Consider the following 24144-nt stretch of genomic DNA (forward strand, 5'->3'; position numbering starts at 1 on the left):
AAGGCGGGCGGGGAGCCGAGCACCGTCGAACTCACAGCAACACTAACATCACGTTCGGTGACGAGAAGCCGAATGGCGGACCGCGCCGAAAAAGTTCTCGGCGCGGTCCGGCTGAGGGGGCGGGGCAAAGCGCCCGCGGTCAGCTCAACCCGACGAAACGGTCCAGGACGCGGACCCCGAACCGGAGGCCCTCGATCGGGACGCGCTCGTCCACCCCGTGGAACATGCCCGCGAAGTCCAGCTCCGGGGGCAGCTGGAGGGGGGCGAAACCGTAGTTGCGCACCCCCAGGCGCGAGAAGCTCTTGGCGTCCGTCCCACCGGAGAGGCAGTAGGGGACGGCCTTGGCGCCGGGGTCCTCGGCCAGCAGAGACTCCGACATGGCGCTGACCAGGCCGCCGTCGAAGGAGGTCTCCACCGCGGGCAGGTGGTGGATGAACTCGCGGCTGACCTTGGGGCCCAGCAGCCGGTCGACCTCGGCGAAGTACGCGTCCTCGGTGCCCGGCAGGAAGCGGCCGTCCACCTGGGCGGTGGCCTCGCCCGGGATGACGTTGGCCTTGTAGCCGCCGCCCAGGACCGTGGGGTTGAGGGTGTTGCGCAGGGTGGCGCCGATCATGCGCGCGATGGGGCCCAGGCGGGCGACCGTGGCGTCCACGTCCCGCTCGTCGAAGGGGATGCCGAACTCCTCGCAGATCTCCTCCAGGAAGGTCCGCACGGTCGGCGTGAGCTGGACGGGGAACCGGTGCTCGCCCAGCCGGGCGACGGCCGCCGCCAGTTCGGTGACGGCGTTGTCGGTGTTGACCATCGAACCGTGCCCGGCGGTGCCGCGCGCGGTCAGCTTCATCCAGGCGATGCCCTTCTCCGCGGTCTCGATGAGGTAGAGCCGCCGGTTCTCCTTGACCGTGAACGAGAAGCCGCCGACCTCGCTGATCGCCGAGTCGCAGTCGGCGAACAGGTCGGGGTGCTCGTCGACCAGGTACTGGGCGCCCCAGGTGCCCCCGGCCTCCTCGTCGGCGAGGAAGGCCAGCACGATGTCGCGCGGGGGGCGGCGGCCCTCGCGCAGGCGCTGGCGCAGCATCGCCAGGACCATCGCGTTCATGTCCTTCATGTCGACCGCGCCGCGGCCCCACACGCAGTCGTCGGCGACCTCGCCCGCGAAGGGGTGGTGGGTCCAGTCCTCCGGGGCCGCCGGAACGACGTCGAGGTGGCCGTGGATGAGCAGCGGGGGACGGCTGGAGTCCTCCCCCGTGATCCGGGCCACGACGTTGCTGCGCCCCGGGTGCTTCTCGTAGATCCTCGAATCGACCCCGACCTCGTCGAGCTTGGCCGCCACGTACTCGGCCGCCTTGCGCTCACCGGGTCCCGAGTGGTCGCCGTAGTTGGAGGTGTCGAACTCGATGAGCTCCCGGCACAGGTCGACCACCTCGACCTCGGCCGCGCTCAGTTCCCTGCCTGGCTCCGCCATCTGACGCTCCCGTCCAGCCGCACCTTGTCGCCCTAATGTTCCACCGACCCTGCCATGTCTTCCACCGGCGGAAAACATGGTTCGCGCGGTGTTCGACCTTTGCTATGGTTGACGTGTCCGGCGCGGGAGCGCCGAGCACACCCGGTCCGGGTGGCGGAATAGGTAGACGCGCTAGCTTGAGGTGCTAGTGGCCGTTAAGGCTGTGGGGGTTCAAGTCCCCCCTCGGACACAAACGAAGGCCCTGCTCGCAGGGCCTTTTCGCTTGTCCGGGCGGCGGGGCGGACGGGGCGGGGCCGCGCGCGGACTCCGCGTCGCGGCCCCGTCGGGGGTCTCGGGGCGGTCAGGCCGACGCGGCGCCGGTGAGGGAGCAGCCCCGGCGTGACAGGTCCAGTTCCGAACGGTCGGTCAGGCAGGCCGGAACCGTGTGGACCTGCTGGCCGTAGCCGCGTCCCTGTTCGAAGGTCACGTTCCCGTCCGCGTCCACCTCGCAGGGGTTGTCGTCCGTGCACTCCCCTCCGTCCCTGTTGTGGGTGTTGTGGACGCCCACGACGGTGGAGCCGTCGGCGGCCAACAGCACCGAACCGGACATGCCGGGGTAGGGGAGGCACCCCCCTCCGGAGGCGTAGCGGATCGGGTCGTCCTGTTGGTAGCCGCCCTCGCGCAGGTGCGCGGGCACGGCCTCGACGGAGCAGTCCGACCGGGTGCTGGTAGAGACCATGGTCACCTCGTCGCCGGAGCGCACGGGGGCGGTCCCGAGTTCGAAGACCTTCGCCCCCCGGGAGTCCAACTGCTCGTAGGTCCGGTCCAGGCGGTAGAGCGCGACGTCGGTCCCGGTCATCGTCGCGTACACCAGGCGCTCGGCCCTGGCGGTGACCAGCGGGTAGCCCTGGGAGTCGGCCACGGGCACCTCCAGGTCGGCGGGCCGGTCCACGAGGGCCTCTCCCGGCGCCGGCCGGTCCCCCTGTACGCAGTGGCCGTTGGTCAGCATCAGCGCCGGCGCGTCCGGCTCCGAGGTCGGGGTGCGCACCACCGAGCCCACGCAGCCCTGGAGGCCCACCATGCCCGCCACGTCCGGGACCTCGTCGTCCGGGGGCACGTCGGTGCCGGAGACGACGCCGTCGATCCACCCGGTGTGCCGGGTGGCGTCGGTGAACAGTGTGGGCGCCCCGTCCCCGCTGGGACCGCTGACCACCCCGGCCAGCGCCCACGCGCCGTTTTCGCGGACCAGCGCGGGGCCGCCCGAGTCCATGTTGGCCGCGGCCACGCTTCCGTCCCTGCTGCCGATGCACAACTCGCCCTCGACCGCCTGGCCGAGGCACGCCGAGGGCGGCTGCACCACGGTGTCGGCCTCCTGCAACCGTGTCGGGAAGCAGTCGGGGTTCCCGGTGTCGTCGCACGTCATGCCCCAGCCCATGATCCGCACCGGTGTCCCGGCCGGTGGCGAGGCCGAGGCGATGGGCACCGGGCGGGCCTCGACGGGGTGCTCCAGGTGCATCAGCGCGAGGTCCCTGCCCCAGAAACCCCCTTCGTCCCTGTTCGTGGCCAGCCGGTAGTAGTGGTCGACCACGGCCACCTCGCCCCCGGAGTCGGAGTCCGGCGACCCGACGCGGACGCTCCAGCCCCGCGGAACGCCCGTCTGGGCGTTGGTCGGGTTCTTTCCCGCGCAGTGGCTGGCGGTGAGCACCCACTGGGGCGCCAGGACGACGACCCCGCACCCGTGGCCGTCCGGGCGCGGCGGCGCGGGGTAGTCCGGCTGGAACGAGCCCATGAACTCATACGACTGTGTTGACGGTCTGCCGCCCACGACGGCGTGCGCCGGGGCAGTGGTGACCACGGTCGCGGTCACCGCCAGGACGAGAGCGGCAAGGAGAGTACGACTTCGCATGCGCCCGACCGTAGGAGGGCGGTTGTTGCGCGGATGTGTGGTCCCCGCCCCGCTCCCCGGCGGCCCCGGGCCCGAGGCCCGGACGCGGCACGGCCGGGTGCCGGGAGGGGTGGCACGGGCGCGTGCGCGGCGCCCAACGTTTTCGCAACAGGCTCCCGCCTATGCTGAACGGCCACGGAGCCGGGTCGCGGGGACACCGGCGCCGTCGGCGGGGCGTGCCGGGACGCGGCAGCGATCGGAGCGGGAGGGGACGCCATGCGTGTGCTGATCGTCGAGGACGAGGTCTTCATGGCCGAGGCGCTCCAAGCGGGGCTGCGCCAGGAGGCCATCGCCGCCGACATCGCCCTCGACGGCGACCAGGCGTTGGAGCGCGCCTCGGTCAACGACTACGACGCGATCGTCCTGGACCGGGACATCCCGGGGGTCCACGGTGACGACGTGTGCGCGGCGGTGGTGCGCGACCACCCCGGGACCAGGGTCCTGATGCTCACCGCCGCGACCCGGCTGCGGGACAAGGTGGGCGGGTTCGCGCTGGGCGCCGACGACTACCTCACCAAGCCCTTCGCACTGGAGGAACTGGTCGTGCGCCTGCGCGCACTCGCCAGGAGGCCCTCCTCGTCCGTTCCGCCGGTGCTGGAATGGGGCGGCCTGCGTCTGGACCCGTACCGCAGGGAGGCCGACCGGGACGGGCGCCGGCTGAGGCTGCCCCGCAAACAGTTCGCCGTCCTGGAGCTGCTCATCAGGGCGGAAGGGGGCGTGGTCAGCTCCGAGACGCTGCTGGAGAAGGTCTGGGACGAGAACGCCGATCCGTTCACCAGCGCGCCCCGGGTGACGATGTCGCAGCTGCGCAGGTCCCTGGGCAGGCCGGACCCGATCGTCACCGTCCCCGGGGCCGGCTACCGTCTCGCCGACCCCGGGGACGCGAGGTGAACGCGCACGTCCCCGGCCCGTCCGGGAGGAGGGGCAGCGCACGCCTTCGCCTGACCCTGAGCTACGCCGGGTTCCTCGTGGCGGCGGGCCTGGCGGTGATGGCCGGGGTCTACGTGGTCCTGCGCTACGTCCCCGACTACCCGCTCACCGCGGCCAACCCGCGCGACTCCGGCGGCCTGGTCGTCCCCGCCCGCGGGCAGATCCTCGACGCCGTCATCGTGGTCTCCGGGGTCGTCCTGGTGGTGTTGGCCGTGATCGGGCTCGTCGGGGGGTGGTTCCTCGCCGGGTGGGTGCTGCGCCCGCTGCACCGGATCAACGAGGCCGTGCGCATCGCGGCCTCTGGACGGCTGGAGCACCGCATCCGGCTGTACGAGCGCGACGACGAGTTCCGGCAGCTCGCCGACGCCTTCGACCACATGCTCGACCGCCTGGAGAACGCCTTCGAGACCCAGGAGCGCTTCGCCGCCAACGCCTCCCACGAGCTGCGGACCCCGCTGGCCGTGACGGCCACCCTCCTGGACGTGGCCCGACGCGACCCGGAGGGGCAGGACGTCCCGCGCCTGGTCGAGCGGCTCAGCGCCACCAACGCCCGGGCGGTCGAGCTCACCGAGGCCCTCCTGCGGCTGGCCGACGCGAACGCCGTGACCGCCGTATCCGCGCCGGTCGACCTGGCTGACATCGTCCGGGGCGTCGTGGCCGAGAACTCGGCGGAGGCCGAGCGCCGCGGGGTGCGGCTGCACCTCGCGTCGGCTCCGGCGCCGACGCTCGGCGACCCCGCGCTGCTCACCCAGCTCACGCAGAACCTGGTGCAGAACGCGCTTCGCCACAACGCGGGGCGGGGCGGGACGGCTTCGGTCAGCACCGGCCGCTCCCCCGGCGCCGGGGCCGTCCTGCGGGTCGACAACACCGGTCCGCACCACACGCCAGAGACGGTGGCCCGACTGCACGAACCCTTCCTGCGCGGACGGGGCAGGTTCGGGCCCGACTCGGGTCACGGGCTGGGCCTGGCCCTGGTCGCGCGGGTGGTCGAGGTCCACGGCGGCGCGCTGGACCTGCGTCCGCGCGAGGGCGGTGGGCTGACCGTGACGGTCACGCTCCCCCGCCTGAGCGGTGACCTCACGCCGTCACCGTAGGCGCGTCCCAGGTGACCGGGAGGCCCTTCAGCCCGTGCAGGTCCGCGGTCTAGCCCGTACAGGTCCGCGGTCTCCGGACGCGGTCCGGCCGCCCGGCTCGACGTCCTCCAGCGCCGTCCCCACGAACGTCTTGGCCGTGCTCATCAGGTACCGCAGCAGCTCCTCCACGGCACGGTCGGCGAACGCGGGGGCGGCGCGCAGGCGGCCGGCCGCTCCGGGTCGCGCAGCAGGGCGAAGGCGTCCAGCGCCAGGGTGTTCGCGGTGGTGTCGAACCCGGCCGCCAGCAGGACCAGGCTGACCCCCTTCAGCTCCTCGCCGGCCAGGTCGCCGCCGGTGAGTCCGCTGAGCACGTCGTGGGTTTGGCGGCGTCGCGCGGGTGGACCTCGACGGTGGTCTCGGCGCGGCCTCCGGCGCTGATCCGGAGGGTTCCGGCGACCAGGGTGATGTCGGCGGTGACGGGTTCGGGGGAGTCGGAAGTCGGCATGGCCGTAAATCCCCGCGACCCTCCGGCGGCCTACTTGGCCACTATTCCTACCAACATGGTAGCTTTACCTCCATCGCCACAACGGCGCCCGGTCCGGCGCCCGCGGCGGACCGGGACCGGGCGCCGCGTCCGGGCCGGACACCGCGCAGACCTCCACCGCCCCGCGTATCCCTCCCTAACGGAAGGCCCACATGCGCACTCTCGTCCTCCTCGCCGTCGCGGGATTCTTCGCCCAGCTCGTCGACGGCAGTCTCGGCATGGCCTACGGCGTCACCTCCACCACGCTGCTCCTGCTCTTCGGCACCAATCCGGCCGCGGCCTCGGCCACGGTCCACCTCGCCGAGATCGGCACCACGCTGGCCTCGGGCGTCTCGCACTGGAAGCTGGGCAACGTCGACTGGAAGGTCGTCCGGCGCATCGCCCTGCCCGGCGCGATCGGCTCGTTCGCCGGGGCGACCTTCCTGAGCTGGCTGTCCACCGAGGCCGCGGCGCCGATCATGTCCGGCATCCTGCTCGCGCTCGGCCTCTACATCCTCATCCGCTTCACCGCGTGGGGCACGCCGACCCGGAACCTGGACAAGCCCCTGCGCAGGCGCTTCCTGACCCCGCTCGGCCTGTTGGGCGGGTTCGTCGACGCCACCGGAGGCGGCGGATGGGGCCCGGTCGGCACCCCCGCCCTGCTGGCCAGCGGGCGCATGGAGCCGCGCAAGGTCATCGGCACCATCGACACCAGCGAGTTCATCGTCGCCCTCGCCGCCAGCCTCGGCTTCCTCGTCGGTCTGGGCGCGGCCGGGATCAACGTCGGCTGGGTGCTCGCGCTGCTGATCAGCGGCATCGTCGCGGCGCCGATCGCCGCCTGGATCGTGCGCTACATCCCGCCCCGCATCCTCGGTTCGCTGGTCGGCGGGCTGATCGTGCTGACCAACACCCGGACGCTGCTCGGCACCGAGTTGCTGGCCCTTCCCCCGGCGGCCCGGACGGCCGTCTACGTGCTCGTGTGGGCGGCGTGGACCGGCGCCGTGGTCTGGTCGCTGCGCGCCCACCTGATCGAGCGCCGCACCGCCCCCGCCGCACCGGAGGAGGGCCCGGAGCCGACCGCGCGGAGCGGCGCCGAGCGGGAGAGGCAGCGCTCCTCCGACACCGCCTCCTGAGGGGAGCCCCGGCGCGGGGTGCCGCGGCCTCCGGCCCGGGCGGCGGACGGGTCAGTGAAGTTCCCGGGCCAGCAGCGGGATCTGGCCGCCCGCCAGCACCGCCTCGGCCTGCGCCGGGGAGAGCTGGTGGTCCAGCCGGTACTCCTCGTCCCTCGTCGTGTTGCGCACGGTCAGCTCCGAGCCGGAGGACAGGGCCTCCTCCAGGCCGTCCAGGACGAGGACGTCGCCGGAGCCGACGCGGTCGTAGTCGCCGGGTTCGGCGAAGCGCAGGGCCAGCACCCCGAAGTTGGCGAGGTTCTGCCAGTGGATGCGGGCGAAGGACTTGGCGATCACCGCCCGCAGACCCAGGTAGCGGGGGGTGATCGCCGCGTGCTCGCGGGAGGAGCCCTGCCCGTAGTTCTCCCCGCCGACCACGATGTGCCCGGCCCCCTCGGCGGTCTCCTTGGCCCGGCTCGGATAGTCCTCGTCGATCCGGGTGAAGGTGAACTCGGCCAGCCGGGGCACGTTGGAGCGGAAGGGCAGCGCGAGGGCGCCCGCCGGGGAGATCTCGTCGGTGGAGACGTCGTCGCCGACCTTGAGCAGCACCGGCGCCTCGATCCGGTCGGGCAGGGGCGGGAAGTCCGGCAGCGCGGAGATGTTGGGCCCCTTGACGAGTTCGACCCGCTCGGCCTCCTCCGGCGGCAGCGGCGGGACCAGCATCGCGGTGTTGACCGACGACCGCTCCGGCGGCCGCAGGTCGGGACGGTCCAGGTCCAGTTCCCCGGCCAGGTCGCGCGGGTCGGTGATGACGCCGGTGAGCGCGGAGGCGGCGGCCGTCTCCGGGGAGCACAGCCACACCGCGTCCTCCTCGGTGCCCGAGCGGCCCGGGAAGTTGCGCGGGAAGGTGCGCAGCGAGTTGCGGCCGACGGCGGGCGCCTGGCCCATGCCGATGCAGCCCAGGCATCCGGCCTGGTGGATGCGGGCCCCGGCCTGGATGAGGTCGAGGGTGGCTCCCGTGCGGGTCAGGTCGGAGAGGATCTGGCGTGAGGACGGATTGACGTCGAAGCTGACCGCGCTGTCGGTCTGGCGGCCCCTGACCATGGCGGCGGCGACCGCGTAGTCGCGCAGCCCCGGGTTGGCGGAGGAGCCGATGACGACCTGGCTGACGTCGGTGCCCGCCACCTCGCGGACGGGGACGACGTCGCCGGGCGAGGAGGGCCGGGCGATGAGCGGCTCCACGCCGGACAGGTCGATCTCGTCGGTCACGTCGTAGTCGGCGTCGTCGTCGGGCAGCAGCTCGGTGAAGTCGTCCTCTCGCCCCTCGGCGCGCAGGAAGTCGCGCACCGCGCCGTCGGAGGGGAAGACCGTGGTGGTGGCGCCCAGCTCGGCGCCCATGTTCGCGATGACGTGGCGGTCCATGGCGGTGAGCGCGGCGACCCCGGGGCCGTGGTACTCGATGATCCGGTTGAGCCCGCCCTTGACCCCGTGCCTCCGCAGCATCTCCAGGATGACGTCCTTGGCCGAGGTCCACGGGGGCAGCTCGCCGGTCAGGCGCACGCCCCAGATCAGCGGCGCCCGGACGCGCAGCGGGCGCCCGGCGATGGCCATGGCCACCTCCAGGCCGCCGACGCCGACCGCCAGCATGCCCAGCGAACCGGCGGCGCAGGTGTGGGAGTCCGAGCCGACCATCGTCGCGCCGGGCACCCCGAAGCGCTGCATGTGCGTGGGGTGGGAGACGCCGTTGCCGGGCTTGGAGTACCACATGCCGTACCGGCGCGCCGCCGAGTGCAGGAACGCGTGGTCCTCCGCGTTCTTCTCGTCGGTCTGGAGCAGGTTGTGGTCCACGTACTGCACGCTGACCCCGGCCCGGGTGCGGTCCAGGCCGAGGGCCTCCAGCTCCTGCATGACCAGGGTGCCGGTGGCGTCCTGGGTGAGGGTCTGGTCGACGGAGAGCCCGATGACCCCTCCGGGCACCATCTCCCCCTCGACCAGGTGCGCGTCGATCAGTTTGCGCGCGACTCCGCGTCCCATGGCGATCTCCCCTCGTCCGCCTCCTCCGCCCCTGACCGCGCGGGCGCGCCGCAAACGGGGCGCCGCCGGTTCGGCGCGCGGCGGGACGGACGGGAAGGCCCGTCCCTCGGGCTCCGCGGGGGAACGCCACCATGAGGGGGTTGTCACACAGGAGTGTGGTTCCTACCATGGTGCCCGTTCATCGAATCGATTCGACGGATCCGCGCGGCGGATTGTCGAATCGCTTCGACAAAGGTGCGTGGGGGGAGGCCGCGATGGTGACCATCAAGGACGTCGCCGCGGCGGCGGGCGTGGCCCCGAGCACGGTGTCCTACGTGCTCAGCGGCTCCCGCCGCGTCTCCGAACGGACCCGGTCCGCGGTGCGGACGGCCATCGACGAACTGGGCTACCACCCCAACGCGGGCGCGCGCTCCCTGCGCAGCGCCCGCACCCGCGTGATCGCGCTGGCCCTGCCGCTGGCCTCGTCCGGCTACCTGCCGGTCGGCGGGCGGTTCATGTACGGGCTGAGCCGCGCCGCCGGGGAGCTGGGCTACGACCTGCTGCTCCTGACCGTGCGCGACGACGACGCGGGGGCGCACGGGCTGGAGCGCGCCGCGCGCAGCAGGCTCGCCGACGTCGCGGTGATCATGGGCGTGGAGATGGAGGACCCCCGCATCGGCGCGATGGACGCCCTGGGGTTCCCCGTGGTGGTCCTCGGCCGCCCCTCCGACGAGGACGCCGCGCCCTGGGCCGACCTCGACTGGGAGGAGGCCGCGGTCGCCTCGCTGCGCCTGCTGCACGGGGCCGGGCACCGCGACCTGTGCTTCGTCTCGACGGTGGAGGAGGACATCGCCTCGGGCCGCAGCTACTCCGTGCGCGGTCTGCGCGGGGCCGAACGCGCCGCCGCCGAACTCGGCGTCCCCGTGCGCGTCCTGCCCTCGGCGAAGGACCCCGCCGAGCTGTACCGACGGCTGGACGCGCTCCTCGACGGGGAGCGACCGCCCACCGCGCTCGCCCTCCAGCACCCCGCCGCCGTGCCCGGCGTCCTGCGCCACCTCGCCGCGCGCGGCGCCGACGTGCCGGGGGACGTCTCCCTGGTGGCCGTCGGCAGCTTCCCCGAGGACCTCGCGGGGCTGGACGTGACCCGGATCGAACTGCCCGTCGAACGGATGTCGGCCGCCGTGACCCGGCTGGCCGCCGAGGCCGCGCGCGGCAGTCCGCCGTTCCCGGGAGGACGGCGCGAGCTCATCCCGCCCGAGATCACCCCCGGGGGGACGGTCTCCGCTCCCCCGCACTGACCCCAAACGGCCCCGGCGACCCGCTCGCCGGACCCGACGGCCGGTCGCGGCCCCGGTGGCGCCAGCCCCCGACGCGACCGGCGCGTCGACACCCGCCCCCGCCGAGAAGGCCCCCGAGATGCACGAACACCTGCACCGACACCCGTACCGCCCACTACGAACGGCGTCGGCGGCCGCCTGCGCCGCGGCGCTCGCCCTGACCGGAGTCGGCTGCGCGGCCGAACGCGACCCGAGCGTGTACACCATCATGGACTCCAGCACCGACGAGCCCTACCACACCTGGGACCAGGAGGCCATGGACGCCTGCGGGGACCAGGTGGGCGTGGAGGTGCGCCACATCAGCGTGCCCGCCGACCAGCTCGTGCCCAAGGCCCTGCGGATGGCCTCCTCCGACTCGCTCCCCGACGTGCTCAACCTCGACGGCTCGGACCTGCCGCAGTTCGCGGCGGCCGGGGGCCTGGTACCGCTGGAGGAACTCGGCATACCCACGGACGGCCTCTCCGAGGGCGCCCTGTCCATCGGCAGCTACGAGGGCGTGTACTACGGCGCCGCCCGGTCGGTGAACTCCCTCGGGCTCTTCTACGACACGGCCGCCCTGGAGGAGGCGGGCATCGACCCGCCCGGGACCTGGGCGGAGCTGGAGGAGGCCGCCGCCGATCTGACCGGGGGCGAGCGCTACGGCCTGGCGATCAGCGCCCTGGCCACCGAGGACGGCGTCTACCAGTTCCTGCCGTGGCTGTGGTCCAACGGCGGCGACGAGAGGGAGCTGGCCTCGCCGGAGTCGGTGGAGGCGCTGGAGTACGTCACCTCGCTGGTCGAGGCGGGGTCGGTCTCGCCCTCGGTGGTCAACTGGACCCAGGCCGACGTCAACGACCAGTTCATCGCGGGCAACGCGGCCATGATGGTGAACGGCCCCTGGCAGCTGCCGGTCCTGCGGGAGCACCCCGACCTGGAGTGGGCCGTGGCGGAGATCCCCGTGCCCGAGGCCGGGGACACCTCGGTCGCGCCGATCGGCGGAACCACCTTCACCGTGCCGGTCAACGCCGAGGACCCCGACCGCGAACGCGTGGCCGCCGAACTCGTGGCCTGCCTGACCACGGCCGAGGCGCAGCTGGACTGGTCGACCAAGGGCAGCAACGTGCCCGTCGACACCGAGGCGGCCGAGCGGTACCGCGGCCTGGTCCCGGAGCTGGCCCCGTTCGTGGACCAGGTGCGCACGGCGCGCAGCCGGACCGAGTACGCCGGCACCGAGTGGAACGCCTACTCCCAGGCCATCGGCACCGCGCTCCAGGCGTCGCTCACCGGCGAGGCGGGTCCGCGGGAGGCCATGGAACGCGCCCAGGCGCGGGTCGAGGCGGAGCTGGAGGCCCGGTCATGACGGCGGCGGAAACGGCGGCGGCCGCGGCGCGCGGGCGCCGGAACCCCTCGAACCAGAACCTGACGAAGTGGCTGTTCGTCGCCCCGGCGCTGCTGTACATGCTGCTGTTCTTCGGGTACCCCCTGGTCCGCAACGTGGTGATGAGCTTCCAGGACTACACCTTCGCCACGTACTTCACGGGGGAGGCGCCGTTCAACGGGCTGGACAACTGGCGGGCGGTCTTCGCCAACGAGCTGTTCGGCGCGTCCCTGTGGCACACCCTGCTGTTCACGCTGGGATCGCTGGCGGGCCAGTTCTGCATCGGCATGGCGCTGGCGGTCTTCTTCAGCCGCCGCTTCCCGCTGTCGGGGATCATGCGGTCCCTGCTCCTGCTGCCGTGGCTGATCCCGATGGTGGTGGCCGGAACCGTCTGGCGCCGGGTCCTGGACCAGGAGACCGGCGTGCTGAACGAGTCGCTCCAGGCGCTCCAGATCACGTCCTCGGCCGTGCCCTGGCTGAGCAGCCCCGACTTCGCGCTGCTGTCGGTGGTGCTGGTCAACATCTGGATCGGCATCCCCTTCAACATGGTGATCCTCTACGGCGGTCTCCAGGAGATCCCCGCGGAGCTGCGCGAGGCGGCCGTGCTCGACGGCGCGGGACCGCTGCGCACCTTCTTCGGGGTGACCCTGCCCCTGCTGCGGCCCGTGGTGACCGTGGTGCTGGTGCTGGGCTTCATGTCGACCGTGAAGATCCTGGACCTGATCCTGGCGCTGACCAACGGCGGTCCGGCGCACTCCACGGAGACCCTGGGCACCCTCACCTACCAGCTGTCCTTCCTCCAGCTCGACTTCGGCCAGGGGGCCGTGGTCGGCAACGTCCTGATCCTCGTCAGCATGGTGTTCGCGGTCATCTACCTGCGCGCCAACCGTGGAGGTGTCACCCGATGAGCGCCGCACCCGAGAGCACCGCCGCCCCCGCACCGGCGGGCCCGCCCCGGAGCGGCGGGGCACCGGCCGCCGCGCGGCCCCGGCGCCCGCGCATGACGCGCGGGGCGCGGGGCGACGCCGTGAGCGTGGTGTTCGGCGTCCTGGTCCTGGCCGTGCTGCTGTTCCCGCTGTACTGGATGGTCAACACGGCGCTGCAACCGGGCGCCGCGATGGTGGAGCTGCGGTGGTTCCCGCGCACGCTCGACCTCGGCAACTTCCAGCGGGCCTGGGAGTCGCAGGCGGGCAACCTGCTCACCTCGATCCTGGTGGCGCTCGGCGCGGTCGCGGTCTGCCTGGTGGTGGCCGCCCCGGCCGCCTACGCCCTGGCCCGGTTCCGGCTGCGCGGCGCGGAGACGGTCGTGTTCGCCACCCTGATCACCCAGATGGTCCCGGGCATCGTCGTGGCCAACGCGCTGTACAACGCCTACGTCGAACTGGACCTGGTCAACTCCTACCTTGGGCTGATCCTGGCCGACGCGTCCCTGGGCGTCCCCTTCACGATCGTCCTGCTGCGCGCGTTCATGGTGTCCATCCCCGAGGAGGTGCTGGAGGCCGGGATGCTCGACGGCGGCGGACGCCTGCGCGTGCTGGTCTCGATCGTGCTGCCGATGAGCCGCAACGCGCTGATCACGGGCAGCCTGTTCACCTTCCTGTTCGCGTGGTCGGACTTCCTGTTCGCGCTGACGCTGAACACGACCGACGCGGTCAAGCCCGTGACGCTAGGCATCTACGAGTACATCGGCGCGCACGTCGGCGACTGGGGCGCCGTCATGGCGGTGGCCGTCCTCTCCTCGATCCCCGCGGCGGTGCTCCTCGTCGTCGCGCAGAAATACGTGGCGGCCGGGATCTCCGGGGGGTCGATCAAGTGACCCGCCGCCCGCGCCACCGGCGAACCGAGACCACGACGACAGGGAAGGGACGCCCATGAAGTTCACCGACGGTTTCTGGCAGATGAGGGAGGGCGTGCGCGCCAACCGCGCGCGCGAGGCCCGCGACGTGCGGGTGCTCGACGACCGGTTCACCCTCTACGCCCCGGTGCGCCCGATCGGGCACCGGGGGGACACCCTCAACACACCGCTGATCACGGTGGACTGCTGGTCGCCCGCGCCCGGTGTGATCGGTGTGCGGAGCACGCACCTGGCGGGTTCGGTCCGGCGCGCGCCGGAGTTCGACGTGCGCAGCGACCCCGGCGCCGCGCCCTCCGTGCAGCGGGACGGTTCCTCGGTGGAGCTGACCAGCGGGGACCTGTCGCTGCGGGTGGCCACCGAGGGCCCCTGGCGGATGGAGTTCCGCGCGGGCGGCACCGTGCTGACCGGCTCCGACGCCAAGGGCACCGCCTTCATGGAGGACGCGGACGGCTCCCACCACATGCTCGGTCAGCTGTCGCTGGGCATACGCGAGCTGGTGTACGGCATGGGCGAGCGGTTCACGCCGTTCACGCGCAACGGCCAGACCGTGGACATCTGGCAGGCCGACGGCGGCACGAGCAGCGAGCAGGCCTACAAGAACGTGCCGTTCTACCTGACCAACCGGGGCTACGGGGTGTTCGTGGCGCACTCGGGACCGGTGTCGTTCGAGGTCGGCTCGGAGTCGGTGGGCCGCGTGCAGTTCAGCGTGGAGGACCACGCCCTGACCTACTACGTGATCCACGGGGAGAGCCCCAAGGAGATCCTGGCCCGCTACACCGCGCTCACCGGACGCCCAGCGCTGCCGCCGCGGTGGTCGTTCGGGCTGTGGCTGTCGACGTCGTTCACCACCTCCTACGACGAGGACACGGTCAACCGCTTCATCGACGGCATGGCGGAGCGGGGCGTGCCGCTCAGCGTGTTCCACTTCGACTGCTTCTGGATGCGCGAGTTCCACTGGTGCGACTTCGAGTGGGACCCGGAGCTGTTCCCCGATCCCGTGGGCATGCTCTCCCGGCTCAAGGGGCGCGGACTGCGGACCTGCGTGTGGATCAACCCCTACATCGCCCAGCGGTCGGCGCTGTTCGAGGAGGGCTCCCGACTGGGGCACCTGGTCCGGCGGCCGGACGGGACCGTGTGGCAGTGGGACATGTGGCAGGCGGGGATGGCGCTGGTGGACTTCACGTCCGCCGACGCCCGCGCGTGGTACGCCGGGAAGCTCAAGGCCCTGCTCGACATGGGTGTGGACTGCTTCAAGACCGACTTCGGCGAGCGGGTGCCGACCGACGTGGTGTGGTCGGACGGCTCCGACCCGCAGGCCATGCACAACTACTACACGCACCTGTACAACGAGACGGTGTTCGACCTGCTGACGCGCGAGCGCGGTGAGGGCGAGGCCGTCCTGTTCGCGCGCTCGGCCACGGCGGGCGGACAGAGCTTCCCGGTGCACTGGGGCGGCGACTGCGCCTCGACGTTCGAGGCGATGGCGGAGAGCCTGCGCGGCGGCCTGTCCCTGGGGCTGTCGGGGTTCGGCTTCTGGAGCCACGACATCGGCGGCTTCGAGGGCACACCCGACGCCGCGGTGTTCAAGCGCTGGCTCGCGTTCGGCCTGCTCTCCTCGCACAGCAGGCTGCACGGCAGCCGCTCCTACCGGGTGCCGTGGGACTTCGACGAGGAGTCCACCGAGGTGGCCCGCGTGTTCACCCGGCTCAAGTGCACGCTCATGCCCTACCTGTTCGGCGCGGCCGTGCAGGCCCACCGGGAGGGGACGCCCGTGATGCGCGCGATGCTGCTGGAGTTCCCCGACGACCCGGCCTGCCACCACCTGGACACCCAGTACATGCTGGGTGAGGACCTGCTGGTCGCCCCCGTGCTGAGCGCGGACGGCTCCGTGGAGTACTACGTCCCCGAGGGCGCGTGGACCCACCTGCTCACGGGCGAGACGGTGCGGGGCCCGGCCTGGCGCCGCGAGGTCCACGGGTTCGACTCCCTGCCCCTGCTGGTGCGGCCGAACGCGGTCCTGCCGGTCGGCGCGGTGGACGACCGGCCCGACTACGACTACACGGACGGGCTGACCCTGCGCGTCTACGGGGCGGGGGAGGCGGCCCCGGCGTCCACCACGGCCGTGCCGTCCGCCGACGGCTCGGCCGCTGCGGTCTTCCGGACCGAGCGCTCGGAGGGCGGGGTCGCCGTGGAGGCCCAGGCCCCTCCGGCCCACGGGTGGCGGGTGCTGCTGGTCGGCGCGGGCGCGGCCGAGGCCGACGGTCCCGGTGCGGAGGTCACCGTGACCGACGAGGGCGCCCTGGTGTCGGTCCCGGCGGGTACCGCCCGCGTGGGCCTGCGCCTGTCCTGAGACGGGCCCGGTTCCGGGCCGGGACCGGGAGCGTACGGGGTAGGGCGCGCCGCAGGGGCCGGACCCCCGCGGCGGTCCCGGACGCCGGTGTCGGGATAGGGGAGGAGCCGCGCCGCGTCGTGGGCCGCCCCTGACCGGCGCCCCTCCGCGGCGGGGATGACGGGCCCTCCGGCTCGGCGTCCCCGCCGACGGTTCCCGGCCGCGGCGCGTCCCCCGCGGGCCCTACGCCGCCTCGTCCAGGGCCGGGGCGGTGTGTCCGGCCAGCCTCCGGTGCAGGTACCGCAGCCCCTCGGCGGTGACCCGCAGCTGCGGCCTCCCCGGCGTGCGCCTGCCCGTGCGGGGGTGGTCGTAGGACGTGGGCCGCAGGCGCAGGTGGCGTTCGTGGCGGGCCTTGGGCACGTCGTCGTCCGGGGAGACCATCCCGCTGTCGCGGATGAAGGAGAACAGGCGGCGCTGTCCGGTGGAGACGGCGGGATCCCGGTTGAGGACGTGCGCCGCCTCGCGTACGGAGTAGTCCCCGTCGGCCGAGGCCAGGACGTTCCACGCTCGGGCGGCGGACGCGGTCTCCCCCGCCTCGGCGTGCGCCCGCAGGGCCCGGCGCGCGGCCGCGGAGACCTCCCGGCCGAAGCGGTCGAGGGAGGCGAGCGCCTCCGGGGTCAGCGCGCCGAGGTCGGCGTCGGCCAGGACCTCGTCGTACGGCATGTGTTCGATGTGCTGCACCGCTCCTCCCCACGGCCTCCGCTCCCGTCCGCTGCCTCGGGCACCGGAGCGGCGTTGCGGCGGACCCTCACCACCGGCCCGCACTCCTGTTGTGCATTCCAACGCGAACGCGCCTCGGTGTATTCCCGCAAAACACTCCGCCGACCCTGGCGGGAAGAGGGTTGGAGCAGCCCGTCGGATCAGGCAGGAACGCCCGCCCACACGGGCTTTGCGCGTCACCGGCGCACGGCCCGGCAAAACGTTTCCGACCACCCAAAAGAACGGAACAGGAGCCGCCGGAAAAACCATTCTCCGGCGCTTCCACGGCGGTGCCGAAAACCTTTCCCCGTCTTTTCCGGGGCGGGACGGCCCCGGCGCGGCGCGCCGGGGCCGTCCCGCGCCGCACCGCCGCCCGGGGCCCGGCGGGCGCGGCGCCGTCACTCAGCCCGCGCTGACCGGGCCCGACCGGAGGGCACCCGGGCGGCCGAAGGCGCGGCGGCGGTCCCGGGTGCGCAGGCGGAAGGCCGCCCCCGCCACCGCCACCGTGGCCAGGAACCACGCGGGCCCCAGCAGCAGGTACGCGAGCGGCACCGTGTCCTGGAAGCCCGCGGCCACCCCGGTCTGCATGGTCCCGTAGGCGGGCAGGTAGCGCACGACGTCGCTGTCCGAGGACGGGTTGGACACCGGGTTCTGCAACCCCATGTCGATGATGGACAGCATGACGATGCAGAACATGCCCTCCAGCTCCCCCCGGAGCAGGGCCGCCAGCATCACCCCGATCCCGCCGAAGGCCAGCGCGGACCCCAGCAGGGAGAGCCAGAGCATGAACGGCTGCTCGGGGACCCAGTACCAGCAGATCACCGCCACCGCGTAGGCGCAGACCAGCGCCGAGGCCGTGACCAGCGCCGTGAGCTTGGCCGCGAGCAGGTGCAGGCGCGGGTACCCGGCCATCGCCAGCCGCTGGTCGAACCCGAAGGAGCGGTAGGTGACGATGAACATCATGAACCCGACGATCAGCGTGACGGCGTTGACGGCCCCGGAGATCTTGCTGACGTGGTTGCCGTGCACGGTGACGGTCTCGCCGGTGGCGCGCAGCAGGAACCGCACGTCGGCCTCGGCGATCACCAGGTAGACCAGGGTGATCCAGGTGGGGATGAAGAGCACTACCAGGGCCAGCGCCAGCCGGTTGCGCAGGTGCTCCAGCAGGGCCATGCGGGTGGCGGTGGCGTAACGGGCCCAGGCGCGGCGCATCACCGGCCCCCAGTCGCCGCCGCGGAAGCCGGGGGGACCGGCGAGGACGCCGCCTCCACCAGGCGTCCGCCCTCCAGCCGCCACAGGCGGTCGAAGCGCACCGTGTCGAAGGCGATGTGGGAGACCACCAGCACGGAGCGCCCCCGGTCGCGCAGGTCGGCCGCCAGCCGCCAGAACCGCTCGTAGGTGTCCCAGTCGAACCCCTGGTAGGGCTCGTCCAGGAGCAGCAGGTGCGGGTCGTGCATCAGCGCGAGGGTGAGGTTGAGCTTCTGCCGGGTGCCGCCGCTGAGGGTGCAGACCCGGTGGTCGAGGTACTCGGCGAACCCGAGGACGTCGAGGAGTTCGCGGGCGCGGGACAGGTCGGGCAGGTCGTGCGCGACCTGGAAGAGGCGCAGGTGCTGGGCGACGGTGAAGGCCGGGTTGAGCACCGTGTGCTGGGGGCAGTAGCCCAGGCTGCCGGGGTGGTCCACGGTGCCGCGGTCGGGCGCGAGGACGCCGGAGAGGACGCGCAGCAGGGTGGACTTGCCGGAGCCGTTCTCCCCGACCAGTCCGGCCAGGCAGGCCCCGGGGAGTTCGAGTTCGGCGCCGCGCAGCACGTGGTGGCGGCCGTAGGACTTGTGGACGCCGCGGACCCGCAGCGCGGGCGTGGGGGCGGGTGCGTGTGTCATCGGTCTGCTCACTCGTGTGGAGGGGGTCGGGGGCCGCTACTCGCGTTCCCGGCGGGCGGCGTAGGCGCCGAGGGCGCCCATCATGACGGAGGTCCACGTGCAGGGCACCAGGTCCCGCAGGGGCTTCCACGTCCGCTCGACCAGGCCCTGGGCCTCCCCGGTGCAGGCGGCGACAGCGCCGCACTCCTCCAGGGACGCCGCTGCGGCGGCCACGGTCGCCTCGTCGGCGTCTCCGTCGCGCACCGAGTACCAGAGCTCGCGCGTCCGGCGGGGCGGGAGCAGGGCCACGGCGTGGGCCAGCGGCATCGTGACCTTGCCCGCGCGCAGGTCCTCGGCGGTGTGCTTGGTCGCCGAGCGCCCGCCGCCCTCGGCGGGCGCGGTGAGGCCGCGCAGGTCCATGACGTCGTCGGAGATCTGGTAGGCCAGTCCCACGGCGTCGAAGTACTCGCCCAGCGCACGGAACTGCTCCTCTTGGGCGCCGGCGACGAGCGCGCCGATCTCGGCCAGCCCCCGCACGGGCGCCGCGGTCTTGAGCCAGTGGCCCGAGCGCACGCGCCGCAGGAGCGCCTCGGCGTCGCCCGTCTCCACGGCCTCGTCCATCGCGGCCCGGTGGCCCGCGATGTCGATCGCCTGGCCGCCGTGTCCGGCCCGCAGAGCCCGGAGGTAGATCTGGTAGACGCGCAGCCTCAGGGCGGCGTCGTCGGGCAGGACCCGGTTCAGGACGCGGTCCAGCGCGAAGTAGGCCGCCGTCCCGGCGTTGACGACGACCGCGTCGCCGAAGACGACGTGGGCGGCCGGTCGGCCCCGCCGCAGCGGTGAGCGGTCCTCGACGTCGTCGATCATGAGGCAGCCGGTGTGCAGGAGCTCGGCGGCGGCCACCAGGGGCCGGTAGGGCTCGCTGTCGACGCCGAACAGCTCGATGGCCGCCATCGAGACGTAGGAGCGCCAGCTCCTGCCCAGGCCCGCGGTGGCGTGCCGGACCGGGCTCACGAGCGACGCGTGCAGGTCCTCCAGTACCGCGCCGTCGAGCCGTTCGGGACGGTGCTCGGTCCCGGCCAGCTCCGCCAGGGAGCGCGCGTCCGGCTCCGCCGGGTAGAGGCTGTCGATCTCCTGGCGGGTGATCGCGCGGACGCGGGTGACGTGGCGCTCGAAGTCCTCGATCCGGGTGTCGGGGAAGACCTCCCACAGTCCGTGGCCGCGGACCGGGCGGCCGCCCATCGTGCCCTCGGCGTCGGCGTGGGCCTCCAGCCTGCCGGAGGGGTCGGTGACCGAGGCCGCCTCCTGGCGCGGGAACCACGCCGTGGCCCGGAGCCGCAGGTCCAGCAGCGGGACCTCCACGTCACAGGCCGTGGGATAGGTGTTGAGTGTGGCCAGGGACGTCCAGGGGAGCAGGCCGCGCAGGGTCGCGGGCGCCTCGACGCGTTCCCCGTCCGGGGAGGACAGCACGGCCGTCGCCCCGCACGCGGTCGGGGTTTCGTCGGGGGTGTCGGCCCCGCCGGTGCGGTGGACGGTCAGCTCCCACCCGTTGTCCAGGCGGACGCGGGCACGGGACCGGGAGGCGTCGCGGCCGTCCCGCGCCGGGAGGAGGCCCCCGCCGGACGCGCGCTCGTGCCAGCCCCGGCCCGTGACCCGCACGGAGCGGTCCCGCAGGCGAAGGACGCCCGTGGCCTCCAGGCTCACGGCCTCCGGGTCCCGGGACCCCCGATCGGGGGCCGTGGAGCCGTGGGCGGTGCGGGCGCGGGACGTGACTGCGTGGTCGCGCGGATGGCCGCCGTCCTCGGACGCGCTGTCCCCGGCCGGGGACAGCCGCAGCCGGAAACCGGACTCCTCCCCCCGCGCCTCGACGAGGAAACCGCCGCTCCCGTCCCCGCGCACACACGCCACGCCCCCGGCGTCCAGGTCCAGGGGCTCCTCCCGCCACAGCGCCGCGCGCGGGAGCAGGCGGTCGGGTTCCGGCAGGCGCCCCTGGGAGAGGGCGTCGAGAAGCGCCCGGCGCATCCGCGGGTCGGTGACCCGGTCGGCGCCGACGAGGACGCGGACCGCGTCGACGCACCCCTGGTCCATCCACGACTCGCCGCCGTGCGCGCGTGCGCGCCGGTCGGCCGCGTACCAGACCGCCTGGTGGGCTTCCGGAACCCCGGCCGCCGCCCCGCCGAGGCGGGCGAAGGAGAACACCAGGCCGTACTCGTCCGCGCCGTCGACCAGACGGAACGCGAACCGCAGCCGTTCGGGCCCGCCCCTCGGGTCCGGCGCGTCCGGCTCGGCACCGGGACGCGCCGTTCCCCCTCCCCGCCGCCCCTCGGAACCGTCCCGTGCCCCCGGGTCCCCGCCATGTCCCCACGCGTCCATCGCGCCCACTTCCCGCTCGTACGGCCCGGGGCCACCACCCCGGGCGCAAACGGAGAGTATCTGACCAATCACCCAACGGGGTAACCGGAGGCGGGAGCGGTCCGGGGGCCGGGACTACCCGAGGAGGCCGCGGCGGTAGGCCTCGGCGGCCGCCGCGGCCCGGTTGGACGCGCCGTCCGCCACGAGACCCAGCACCTGCAGCCCACGGTCGCTCAGGCTCCGGCCCGCGGGTCTGCGGACCCGCCCCGTCAGGTGCCGGACCGCCGTCGGCGCCAGGACGGAGGTCACTGCGTGGAGCAGGTCGCCCCGCCCCGCCGCCCGGACCTGGCGTCCCCTGCGGTGCGCGGAGACCACCTCGGGCCGCGCGGTGAGCAGTCGCACGCCGAACTCGGGGGGCGCCCGGAAGGTCACCCGCTGTTCCGGGCTCGCCCGCGTGACGAGCCCGTCCGGCGTGTCCAGGGCGGCGACGCGGCCCGAGTCGATCAGCGCGAGCCGGTCGCGGGGCCGCTCGGCCTCGTCCATGAAGTGGGTGACGTGCACGACCGCGGCCCCGGAGTCGCGCACGTCCTCGATGAGCTCCCAGGTGTCCCTGCGCGCCTGGGGGTCCAGTCCCGTGGTCAGCTCGTCGAGGACGGTCACCGAGGGCCGGCCCACGAGGGCCGGGGCGATGGACACCCTCTGCTTCTGCCACCCGGACGGCCTGCGGTACTGGGTGCCGCGCTTGTCGGCGATGCCCAGACGCTCCATGAGCTGGCCGGGGATCGGCAGAAGGAGGCGTAGGGGTCGAGGGCCTCCCCGACCCTGAGCCGGTCGGGCAGCCGTGCTTCCTGGAGCTGGATACCGAGGCGCTGGCGGCCCCCGTCCCGTTCCCGCCCCGGGTCCCGGACGAGCACGGTGATCGCCCCCCGCGCCGGTGGGCCGCGTCCCCGCGACGCACCGACGGTGGTGGTCTTCCCGGCCCCGTTGGAGCCGAGGATCGCGAAGATCTCGCCCCCCTCGACGGAGAAGGACACGTCGTCGACGACGACCTTGTCCCCGTAGCGCTTGTGCAGGTTCCCGACGTCGATGATCGGCATGTCCCGAGCATCGCCCGCGGCGGGTGCGCCGCGGATCGCCCGCCCGGCCACGGGATCGGCGGATCGCGGAGTCAACCGATCGGTTGATGCGCTCCCTCCGGACGGTGCACGGAGGCCGTCTGTCACACGAAGGACGAAAGTTATCCCAGAGAACTGAGGTAGCACTGTGGCCTCATGCACTACCAGAGGGTAATATCCTCAAACGTCGACATTTCTGTTACATTGCCACAACAGGCACAGTAAAGGGGGTAGCGAGCATTGAAACGATCGTCGCTCACCCCTCACGTGGCATTTGGTGCCATCCGAACCTCGGATGAGCGCTGAATCCGGAAGAAGACGAGGCAGCGATGAGGGTTCCCGACACCCCCGCTACTGCCGAAGGAGCGCTAGGCCCGTTCCCTTCGTCCCAGCCCGCGCACACGGCCCCGTCAGGAGCGCCGGAGGCTGGGAGGACCCGAAGGGCGGGACCGGCCGCCGGGTCGGCCCACCCGTTCCCCCGGGACTCAGCCGGGCCAGCGGTGAGCTGAGGCCCTCACCCGCGCGTCCCGCCGTCCGGCTCCGCGCGCACGGAGCCCGCTCGCGTCCCCCGGTCGGCGAACCGGTGGGGAACGCGTGTCCGCAACCCCGGCCTGACTACGCTCCGTCACCACGGAGGCACGTGCGCCTCCGTGGCACAGCCCTTTCCGCGACCCGATTGGAGGCTTCCTTGTCTCCCCGCTCCATCGAAGAGGTACCGCTCCCCGCCCCCGCCGTCATCGAGGCGGTACGGCAGTCGTGCTCGGCGTTACCGCCCGGTTCCACCCGTCTGGCCGACCGCTTCTACCAGAACCTGTTCGAGATGGCGCCCGCCGTCCGCGACATGTTCCCCGCGAACATGCAGACGCAGAAGGAGCGCATGGCCTTCGCCCTGCTGGAGGTCGTCCGCTACCTCGACGAGCCCGAGGAGGTCGCCGGGTACCTGAGGCGGCTGGGCGCCCAGCACAAACGGGACATGGACATCAAGCCCGAGCACTACCCCTTCGTGGGCCGCGCCCTGGTGCGCGCGGTCAGCGAGGTCTCGCCCACCTGGTCCTCCTCCATGAGCTCGGCCTGGGTCGTGGTCTACGAGTGGATCACCGCCAACATGCTCGCGGGAGCACGCGAGGCCGAGGGCGGGTCGGGTGGATCCCGGACGGCCGGGCACGGCGGGACCGCCGCGTCCCCGGCCGGGGAGCGCCCGGCGCCGCCCGCGTCGCCCCAGCCAGGGCCCTCCGCCGAGGCGTCCTCCTCCTACCGGCGGGCCGACGCCCCGACACGCTGACCCGCGCCGCGGCGCGGTGGCCGGACCCCGAAGGCTCCGGGTGACGCCCCGGCGCGGCGGGCGACGCGTCCGCACTCACCTTCCCAACACCCCTTCCTCCCCGACAGCAGCGGCCCCTGCGTCCCTGACTATTCACACCAGCCCCACCAGCCCCATCGAGAGGCAGTGATGCGCGAGACCTCCCCACGGCACGTTCCCGGCAGCGAGGGTGAGCACCGCGTCCAGGCGCTGAACGGCACGAGCGAACGCGCCGAACGCTTCTACCGAGACCAGATGCTCGACCACCTGAACCCGCTCATGCGCGAGTTCGTCGCCCGGCAGGAGATGATGTTCATCGCCACCTCCGACCGGCGCGGCGAGTGCGACTCCAGCTTCCGCGCGGGACCGCCCGGCTTCGTCCACGTGATCGACGAGCACACCCTGACCTACCCCGAGTTCCGGGGCAACGGCGTCTTCGCCAGCGCGGGCAACATCCTGGAGAACCCGCACGTGGGCCTGATGTTCCTGGACTTCACGCACGACCGCATCGGACTGCACGTCAACGGCCGGGCGTCCCTGTTGGAGGACGTGGAGCTGCGGCGCCACGTCCGCGGTCTGCCCGAGCCCGAGGTACCGGGGCAGAAGGCGGTGCTGTGGACGGTGGTGCACGTGGAGGAGGCCTACATCCACTGCCGCAAGCACATCCCGCACCTGCGCAAGGTCGGCCGCGACGAGGCCTGGGGCACCGACGACACCCTGCGCAAGGGCGGCGACTTCTTCGGGTCCAAGGACACCCCCACGCGGTGGGACACTCCCCAGCCCCCCGTCTACCAGATCTGACCTGCTCGGCCCCCGCGCGCCGCCCGGCGCTTCCGGCACCGGGGCGTCC

At 73.2% G+C, this 24144-nt stretch carries 20 protein-coding genes, 1 tRNA gene and 1 pseudogene; 11 read left to right on the forward strand and 11 right to left on the reverse strand.

Annotated features, from left to right (window positions below):
- Window positions 1–139 precede the first annotated feature (139 nt).
- Window positions 140–1462, reverse strand: coding sequence for a M20/M25/M40 family metallo-hydrolase (locus KGD83_RS27050; RefSeq protein ID WP_212641732.1), 1323 nt, complete (start codon window positions 1460–1462; stop codon window positions 140–142).
- Window positions 1463–1606: 144 nt separating this feature from the next.
- Between KGD83_RS27050 and KGD83_RS27055 the strand changes: the two genes are divergently transcribed.
- Window positions 1607–1691 (forward strand) — tRNA-Leu (locus KGD83_RS27055).
- Between the two features lie 111 nt (window positions 1692–1802).
- Here the strand turns inward: KGD83_RS27055 and KGD83_RS27060 are convergent.
- A complete protein-coding gene (locus tag KGD83_RS27060; protein WP_212641733.1) occupies window positions 1803–3347 on the reverse strand; it encodes a trypsin-like serine protease in 1545 nt (514 codons plus the stop codon).
- Between the two features lie 255 nt (window positions 3348–3602).
- On the opposite strand from KGD83_RS27060, the gene KGD83_RS27065 reads away from it, so the two are divergent.
- Both KGD83_RS27065 and KGD83_RS27070 read left to right on the forward strand, forming a co-directional pair.
- Window positions 3603–4277, forward strand: coding sequence for a response regulator transcription factor (locus tag KGD83_RS27065; protein ID WP_212641734.1), 675 nt, complete (start codon window positions 3603–3605; stop codon window positions 4275–4277).
- Window positions 4274–5410 carry a sensor histidine kinase gene (locus KGD83_RS27070; protein ID WP_212641735.1) on the forward strand — a complete coding sequence of 379 codons (1137 nt, stop codon included), beginning with the start codon at window positions 4274–4276 and terminating at the stop codon, window positions 5408–5410. Before KGD83_RS27065 ends, KGD83_RS27070 begins: the two co-directional genes overlap by 4 nt.
- 81 nt (window positions 5411–5491) lie before the next feature.
- Here KGD83_RS27070 and KGD83_RS27075 read toward each other — a convergent pair.
- Window positions 5492–5781 (reverse strand): annotated as a pseudogene (locus KGD83_RS27075) (cytochrome P450); the annotation flags it as partial.
- Entirely contained in the window at window positions 5715–5894 is a 180-nt protein-coding gene (locus KGD83_RS27080) for a hypothetical protein (RefSeq protein WP_212644647.1), read from the reverse strand. The gene KGD83_RS27080 and the pseudogene KGD83_RS27075, both read right to left, overlap by 67 nt.
- A gap of 191 nt (window positions 5895–6085) precedes the next feature.
- On the opposite strand from KGD83_RS27080, the gene KGD83_RS27085 reads away from it, so the two are divergent.
- Window positions 6086–7045, forward strand: a complete 960-nt coding sequence (locus tag KGD83_RS27085) for a sulfite exporter TauE/SafE family protein (protein ID WP_212641736.1) — start codon at window positions 6086–6088, stop codon at window positions 7043–7045.
- Window positions 7046–7096: 51 nt separating this feature from the next.
- On the opposite strand, the gene KGD83_RS27090 is transcribed toward KGD83_RS27085, so the two are convergent.
- Window positions 7097–9055: an aconitate hydratase gene (locus tag KGD83_RS27090; RefSeq protein WP_212641737.1), complete on the reverse strand. Its 1959-nt coding sequence runs from the start codon at window positions 9053–9055 to the stop codon at window positions 7097–7099.
- A 254-nt stretch (window positions 9056–9309) separates the two neighbouring features.
- On the opposite strand from KGD83_RS27090, the gene KGD83_RS27095 reads away from it, so the two are divergent.
- From KGD83_RS27095 to yicI, 5 genes are all read left to right on the forward strand, one after another.
- Window positions 9310–10332, forward strand: coding sequence for a LacI family DNA-binding transcriptional regulator (locus KGD83_RS27095; protein ID WP_212641738.1), 1023 nt, complete (start codon window positions 9310–9312; stop codon window positions 10330–10332).
- A gap of 118 nt (window positions 10333–10450) precedes the next feature.
- Complete coding sequence (locus KGD83_RS27100) at window positions 10451–11710, forward strand: ABC transporter substrate-binding protein (RefSeq protein ID WP_212641739.1); 1260 nt, start codon at window positions 10451–10453, stop codon at window positions 11708–11710.
- Window positions 11707–12636 carry a carbohydrate ABC transporter permease gene (locus tag KGD83_RS27105; RefSeq protein ID WP_212641740.1) on the forward strand — a complete coding sequence of 310 codons (930 nt, stop codon included), beginning with the start codon at window positions 11707–11709 and terminating at the stop codon, window positions 12634–12636. Before KGD83_RS27100 ends, KGD83_RS27105 begins: the two co-directional genes overlap by 4 nt.
- Window positions 12633–13544 carry a carbohydrate ABC transporter permease gene (locus KGD83_RS27110; RefSeq protein WP_212641741.1) on the forward strand — a complete coding sequence of 304 codons (912 nt, stop codon included), beginning with the start codon at window positions 12633–12635 and terminating at the stop codon, window positions 13542–13544. Before KGD83_RS27105 ends, KGD83_RS27110 begins: the two co-directional genes overlap by 4 nt.
- A gap of 55 nt (window positions 13545–13599) precedes the next feature.
- On the forward strand, window positions 13600–15933 hold the full coding sequence (yicI, locus tag KGD83_RS27115) for an alpha-xylosidase (protein ID WP_212641742.1): 2334 nt from the start codon (window positions 13600–13602) through the stop codon (window positions 15931–15933).
- Between the two features lie 222 nt (window positions 15934–16155).
- Here the strand turns inward: yicI and KGD83_RS27120 are convergent, their stop codons facing one another.
- The 6 genes from KGD83_RS27120 to KGD83_RS29055 all read right to left on the reverse strand — a co-directional run bounded on the left by KGD83_RS27120 (window position 16156) and on the right by KGD83_RS29055 (window position 21976).
- Window positions 16156–16653 carry a phage antirepressor KilAC domain-containing protein gene (locus KGD83_RS27120; RefSeq protein WP_212641743.1) on the reverse strand — a complete coding sequence of 166 codons (498 nt, stop codon included), beginning with the start codon at window positions 16651–16653 and terminating at the stop codon, window positions 16156–16158.
- 420 nt (window positions 16654–17073) lie between these two features.
- Entirely contained in the window at window positions 17074–17883 is an 810-nt protein-coding gene (locus tag KGD83_RS27125; RefSeq protein ID WP_212641744.1) for an ABC transporter permease, read from the reverse strand.
- Window positions 17883–18551 (reverse strand): ATP-binding cassette domain-containing protein, encoded by a 669-nt coding sequence (locus KGD83_RS27130; RefSeq protein ID WP_212641745.1) that lies wholly within the window; start codon window positions 18549–18551, stop codon window positions 17883–17885. Before KGD83_RS27130 ends, KGD83_RS27125 begins: the two co-directional genes overlap by 1 nt.
- 36 nt (window positions 18552–18587) lie before the next feature.
- Window positions 18588–20900, reverse strand: a complete 2313-nt coding sequence (locus tag KGD83_RS27135) for a polyprenyl synthetase family protein (RefSeq protein WP_212641746.1) — start codon at window positions 20898–20900, stop codon at window positions 18588–18590.
- A gap of 114 nt (window positions 20901–21014) precedes the next feature.
- Window positions 21015–21647, reverse strand: coding sequence for an ATP-binding cassette domain-containing protein (locus tag KGD83_RS29050; protein ID WP_275956937.1), 633 nt, complete (start codon window positions 21645–21647; stop codon window positions 21015–21017).
- Window positions 21536–21976, reverse strand: a complete 441-nt coding sequence (locus KGD83_RS29055; RefSeq protein ID WP_275956938.1) for an ATP-binding cassette domain-containing protein — start codon at window positions 21974–21976, stop codon at window positions 21536–21538. Before KGD83_RS29055 ends, KGD83_RS29050 begins: the two co-directional genes overlap by 112 nt.
- Before the next feature lie 706 nt (window positions 21977–22682).
- Between KGD83_RS29055 and KGD83_RS27145 the strand changes: the two genes are divergently transcribed.
- A complete protein-coding gene (locus tag KGD83_RS27145) occupies window positions 22683–23276 on the forward strand; it encodes a globin domain-containing protein (protein ID WP_212641747.1) in 594 nt (197 codons plus the stop codon).
- Window positions 23277–23444: 168 nt separating this feature from the next.
- Entirely contained in the window at window positions 23445–24095 is a 651-nt protein-coding gene (locus KGD83_RS27150) for a pyridoxamine 5'-phosphate oxidase family protein (RefSeq protein ID WP_212641748.1), read from the forward strand.
- Window positions 24096–24144: the final 49 nt, after the last annotated feature.

This window comes from Nocardiopsis akebiae (assembly GCF_018316795.1).
Classification (GTDB): Bacteria; Actinomycetota; Actinomycetes; order Streptosporangiales; family Streptosporangiaceae; genus Nocardiopsis; species Nocardiopsis dassonvillei.

Bases quoted from the DNA above. Each gene is read 5' to 3' on its own strand.
- KGD83_RS27065 (WP_212641734.1), top strand. From the start codon at position 3,603: ATGCGTGTGCTGATCGTCGAGGACGAGGTCTTCATGGCCGAGGCGCTC.
- KGD83_RS27090 (WP_212641737.1), bottom strand. From the start codon at position 9,055: ATGGGACGCGGAGTCGCGCGCAAACTGATCGACGCGCACCTGGTCGAG.
- yicI (WP_212641742.1), top strand. From the start codon at position 13,600: ATGAAGTTCACCGACGGTTTCTGGCAGATGAGGGAGGGCGTGCGCGCC.
- KGD83_RS27080 (WP_212644647.1), bottom strand. From the start codon at position 5,894: ATGCCGACTTCCGACTCCCCCGAACCCGTCACCGCCGACATCACCCTG.
- KGD83_RS29050 (WP_275956937.1), bottom strand. From the start codon at position 21,647: ATGGAGCGTCTGGGCATCGCCGACAAGCGCGGCACCCAGTACCGCAGG.
- KGD83_RS27125 (WP_212641744.1), bottom strand. From the start codon at position 17,883: ATGCGCCGCGCCTGGGCCCGTTACGCCACCGCCACCCGCATGGCCCTG.
- KGD83_RS27100 (WP_212641739.1), top strand. From the start codon at position 10,451: ATGCACGAACACCTGCACCGACACCCGTACCGCCCACTACGAACGGCG.
- KGD83_RS27110 (WP_212641741.1), top strand. From the start codon at position 12,633: ATGAGCGCCGCACCCGAGAGCACCGCCGCCCCCGCACCGGCGGGCCCG.
- KGD83_RS27130 (WP_212641745.1), bottom strand. From the start codon at position 18,551: ATGACACACGCACCCGCCCCCACGCCCGCGCTGCGGGTCCGCGGCGTC.
- KGD83_RS27085 (WP_212641736.1), top strand. From the start codon at position 6,086: ATGCGCACTCTCGTCCTCCTCGCCGTCGCGGGATTCTTCGCCCAGCTC.
- KGD83_RS27135 (WP_212641746.1), bottom strand. From the start codon at position 20,900: ATGGACGCGTGGGGACATGGCGGGGACCCGGGGGCACGGGACGGTTCC.
- KGD83_RS27050 (WP_212641732.1), bottom strand. From the start codon at position 1,462: ATGGCGGAGCCAGGCAGGGAACTGAGCGCGGCCGAGGTCGAGGTGGTC.
- KGD83_RS27060 (WP_212641733.1), bottom strand. From the start codon at position 3,347: ATGCGAAGTCGTACTCTCCTTGCCGCTCTCGTCCTGGCGGTGACCGCG.
- KGD83_RS27105 (WP_212641740.1), top strand. From the start codon at position 11,707: ATGACGGCGGCGGAAACGGCGGCGGCCGCGGCGCGCGGGCGCCGGAAC.
- KGD83_RS27150 (WP_212641748.1), top strand. From the start codon at position 23,445: ATGCGCGAGACCTCCCCACGGCACGTTCCCGGCAGCGAGGGTGAGCAC.
- KGD83_RS27095 (WP_212641738.1), top strand. From the start codon at position 9,310: ATGGTGACCATCAAGGACGTCGCCGCGGCGGCGGGCGTGGCCCCGAGC.
- KGD83_RS29055 (WP_275956938.1), bottom strand. From the start codon at position 21,976: ATGCCGATCATCGACGTCGGGAACCTGCACAAGCGCTACGGGGACAAG.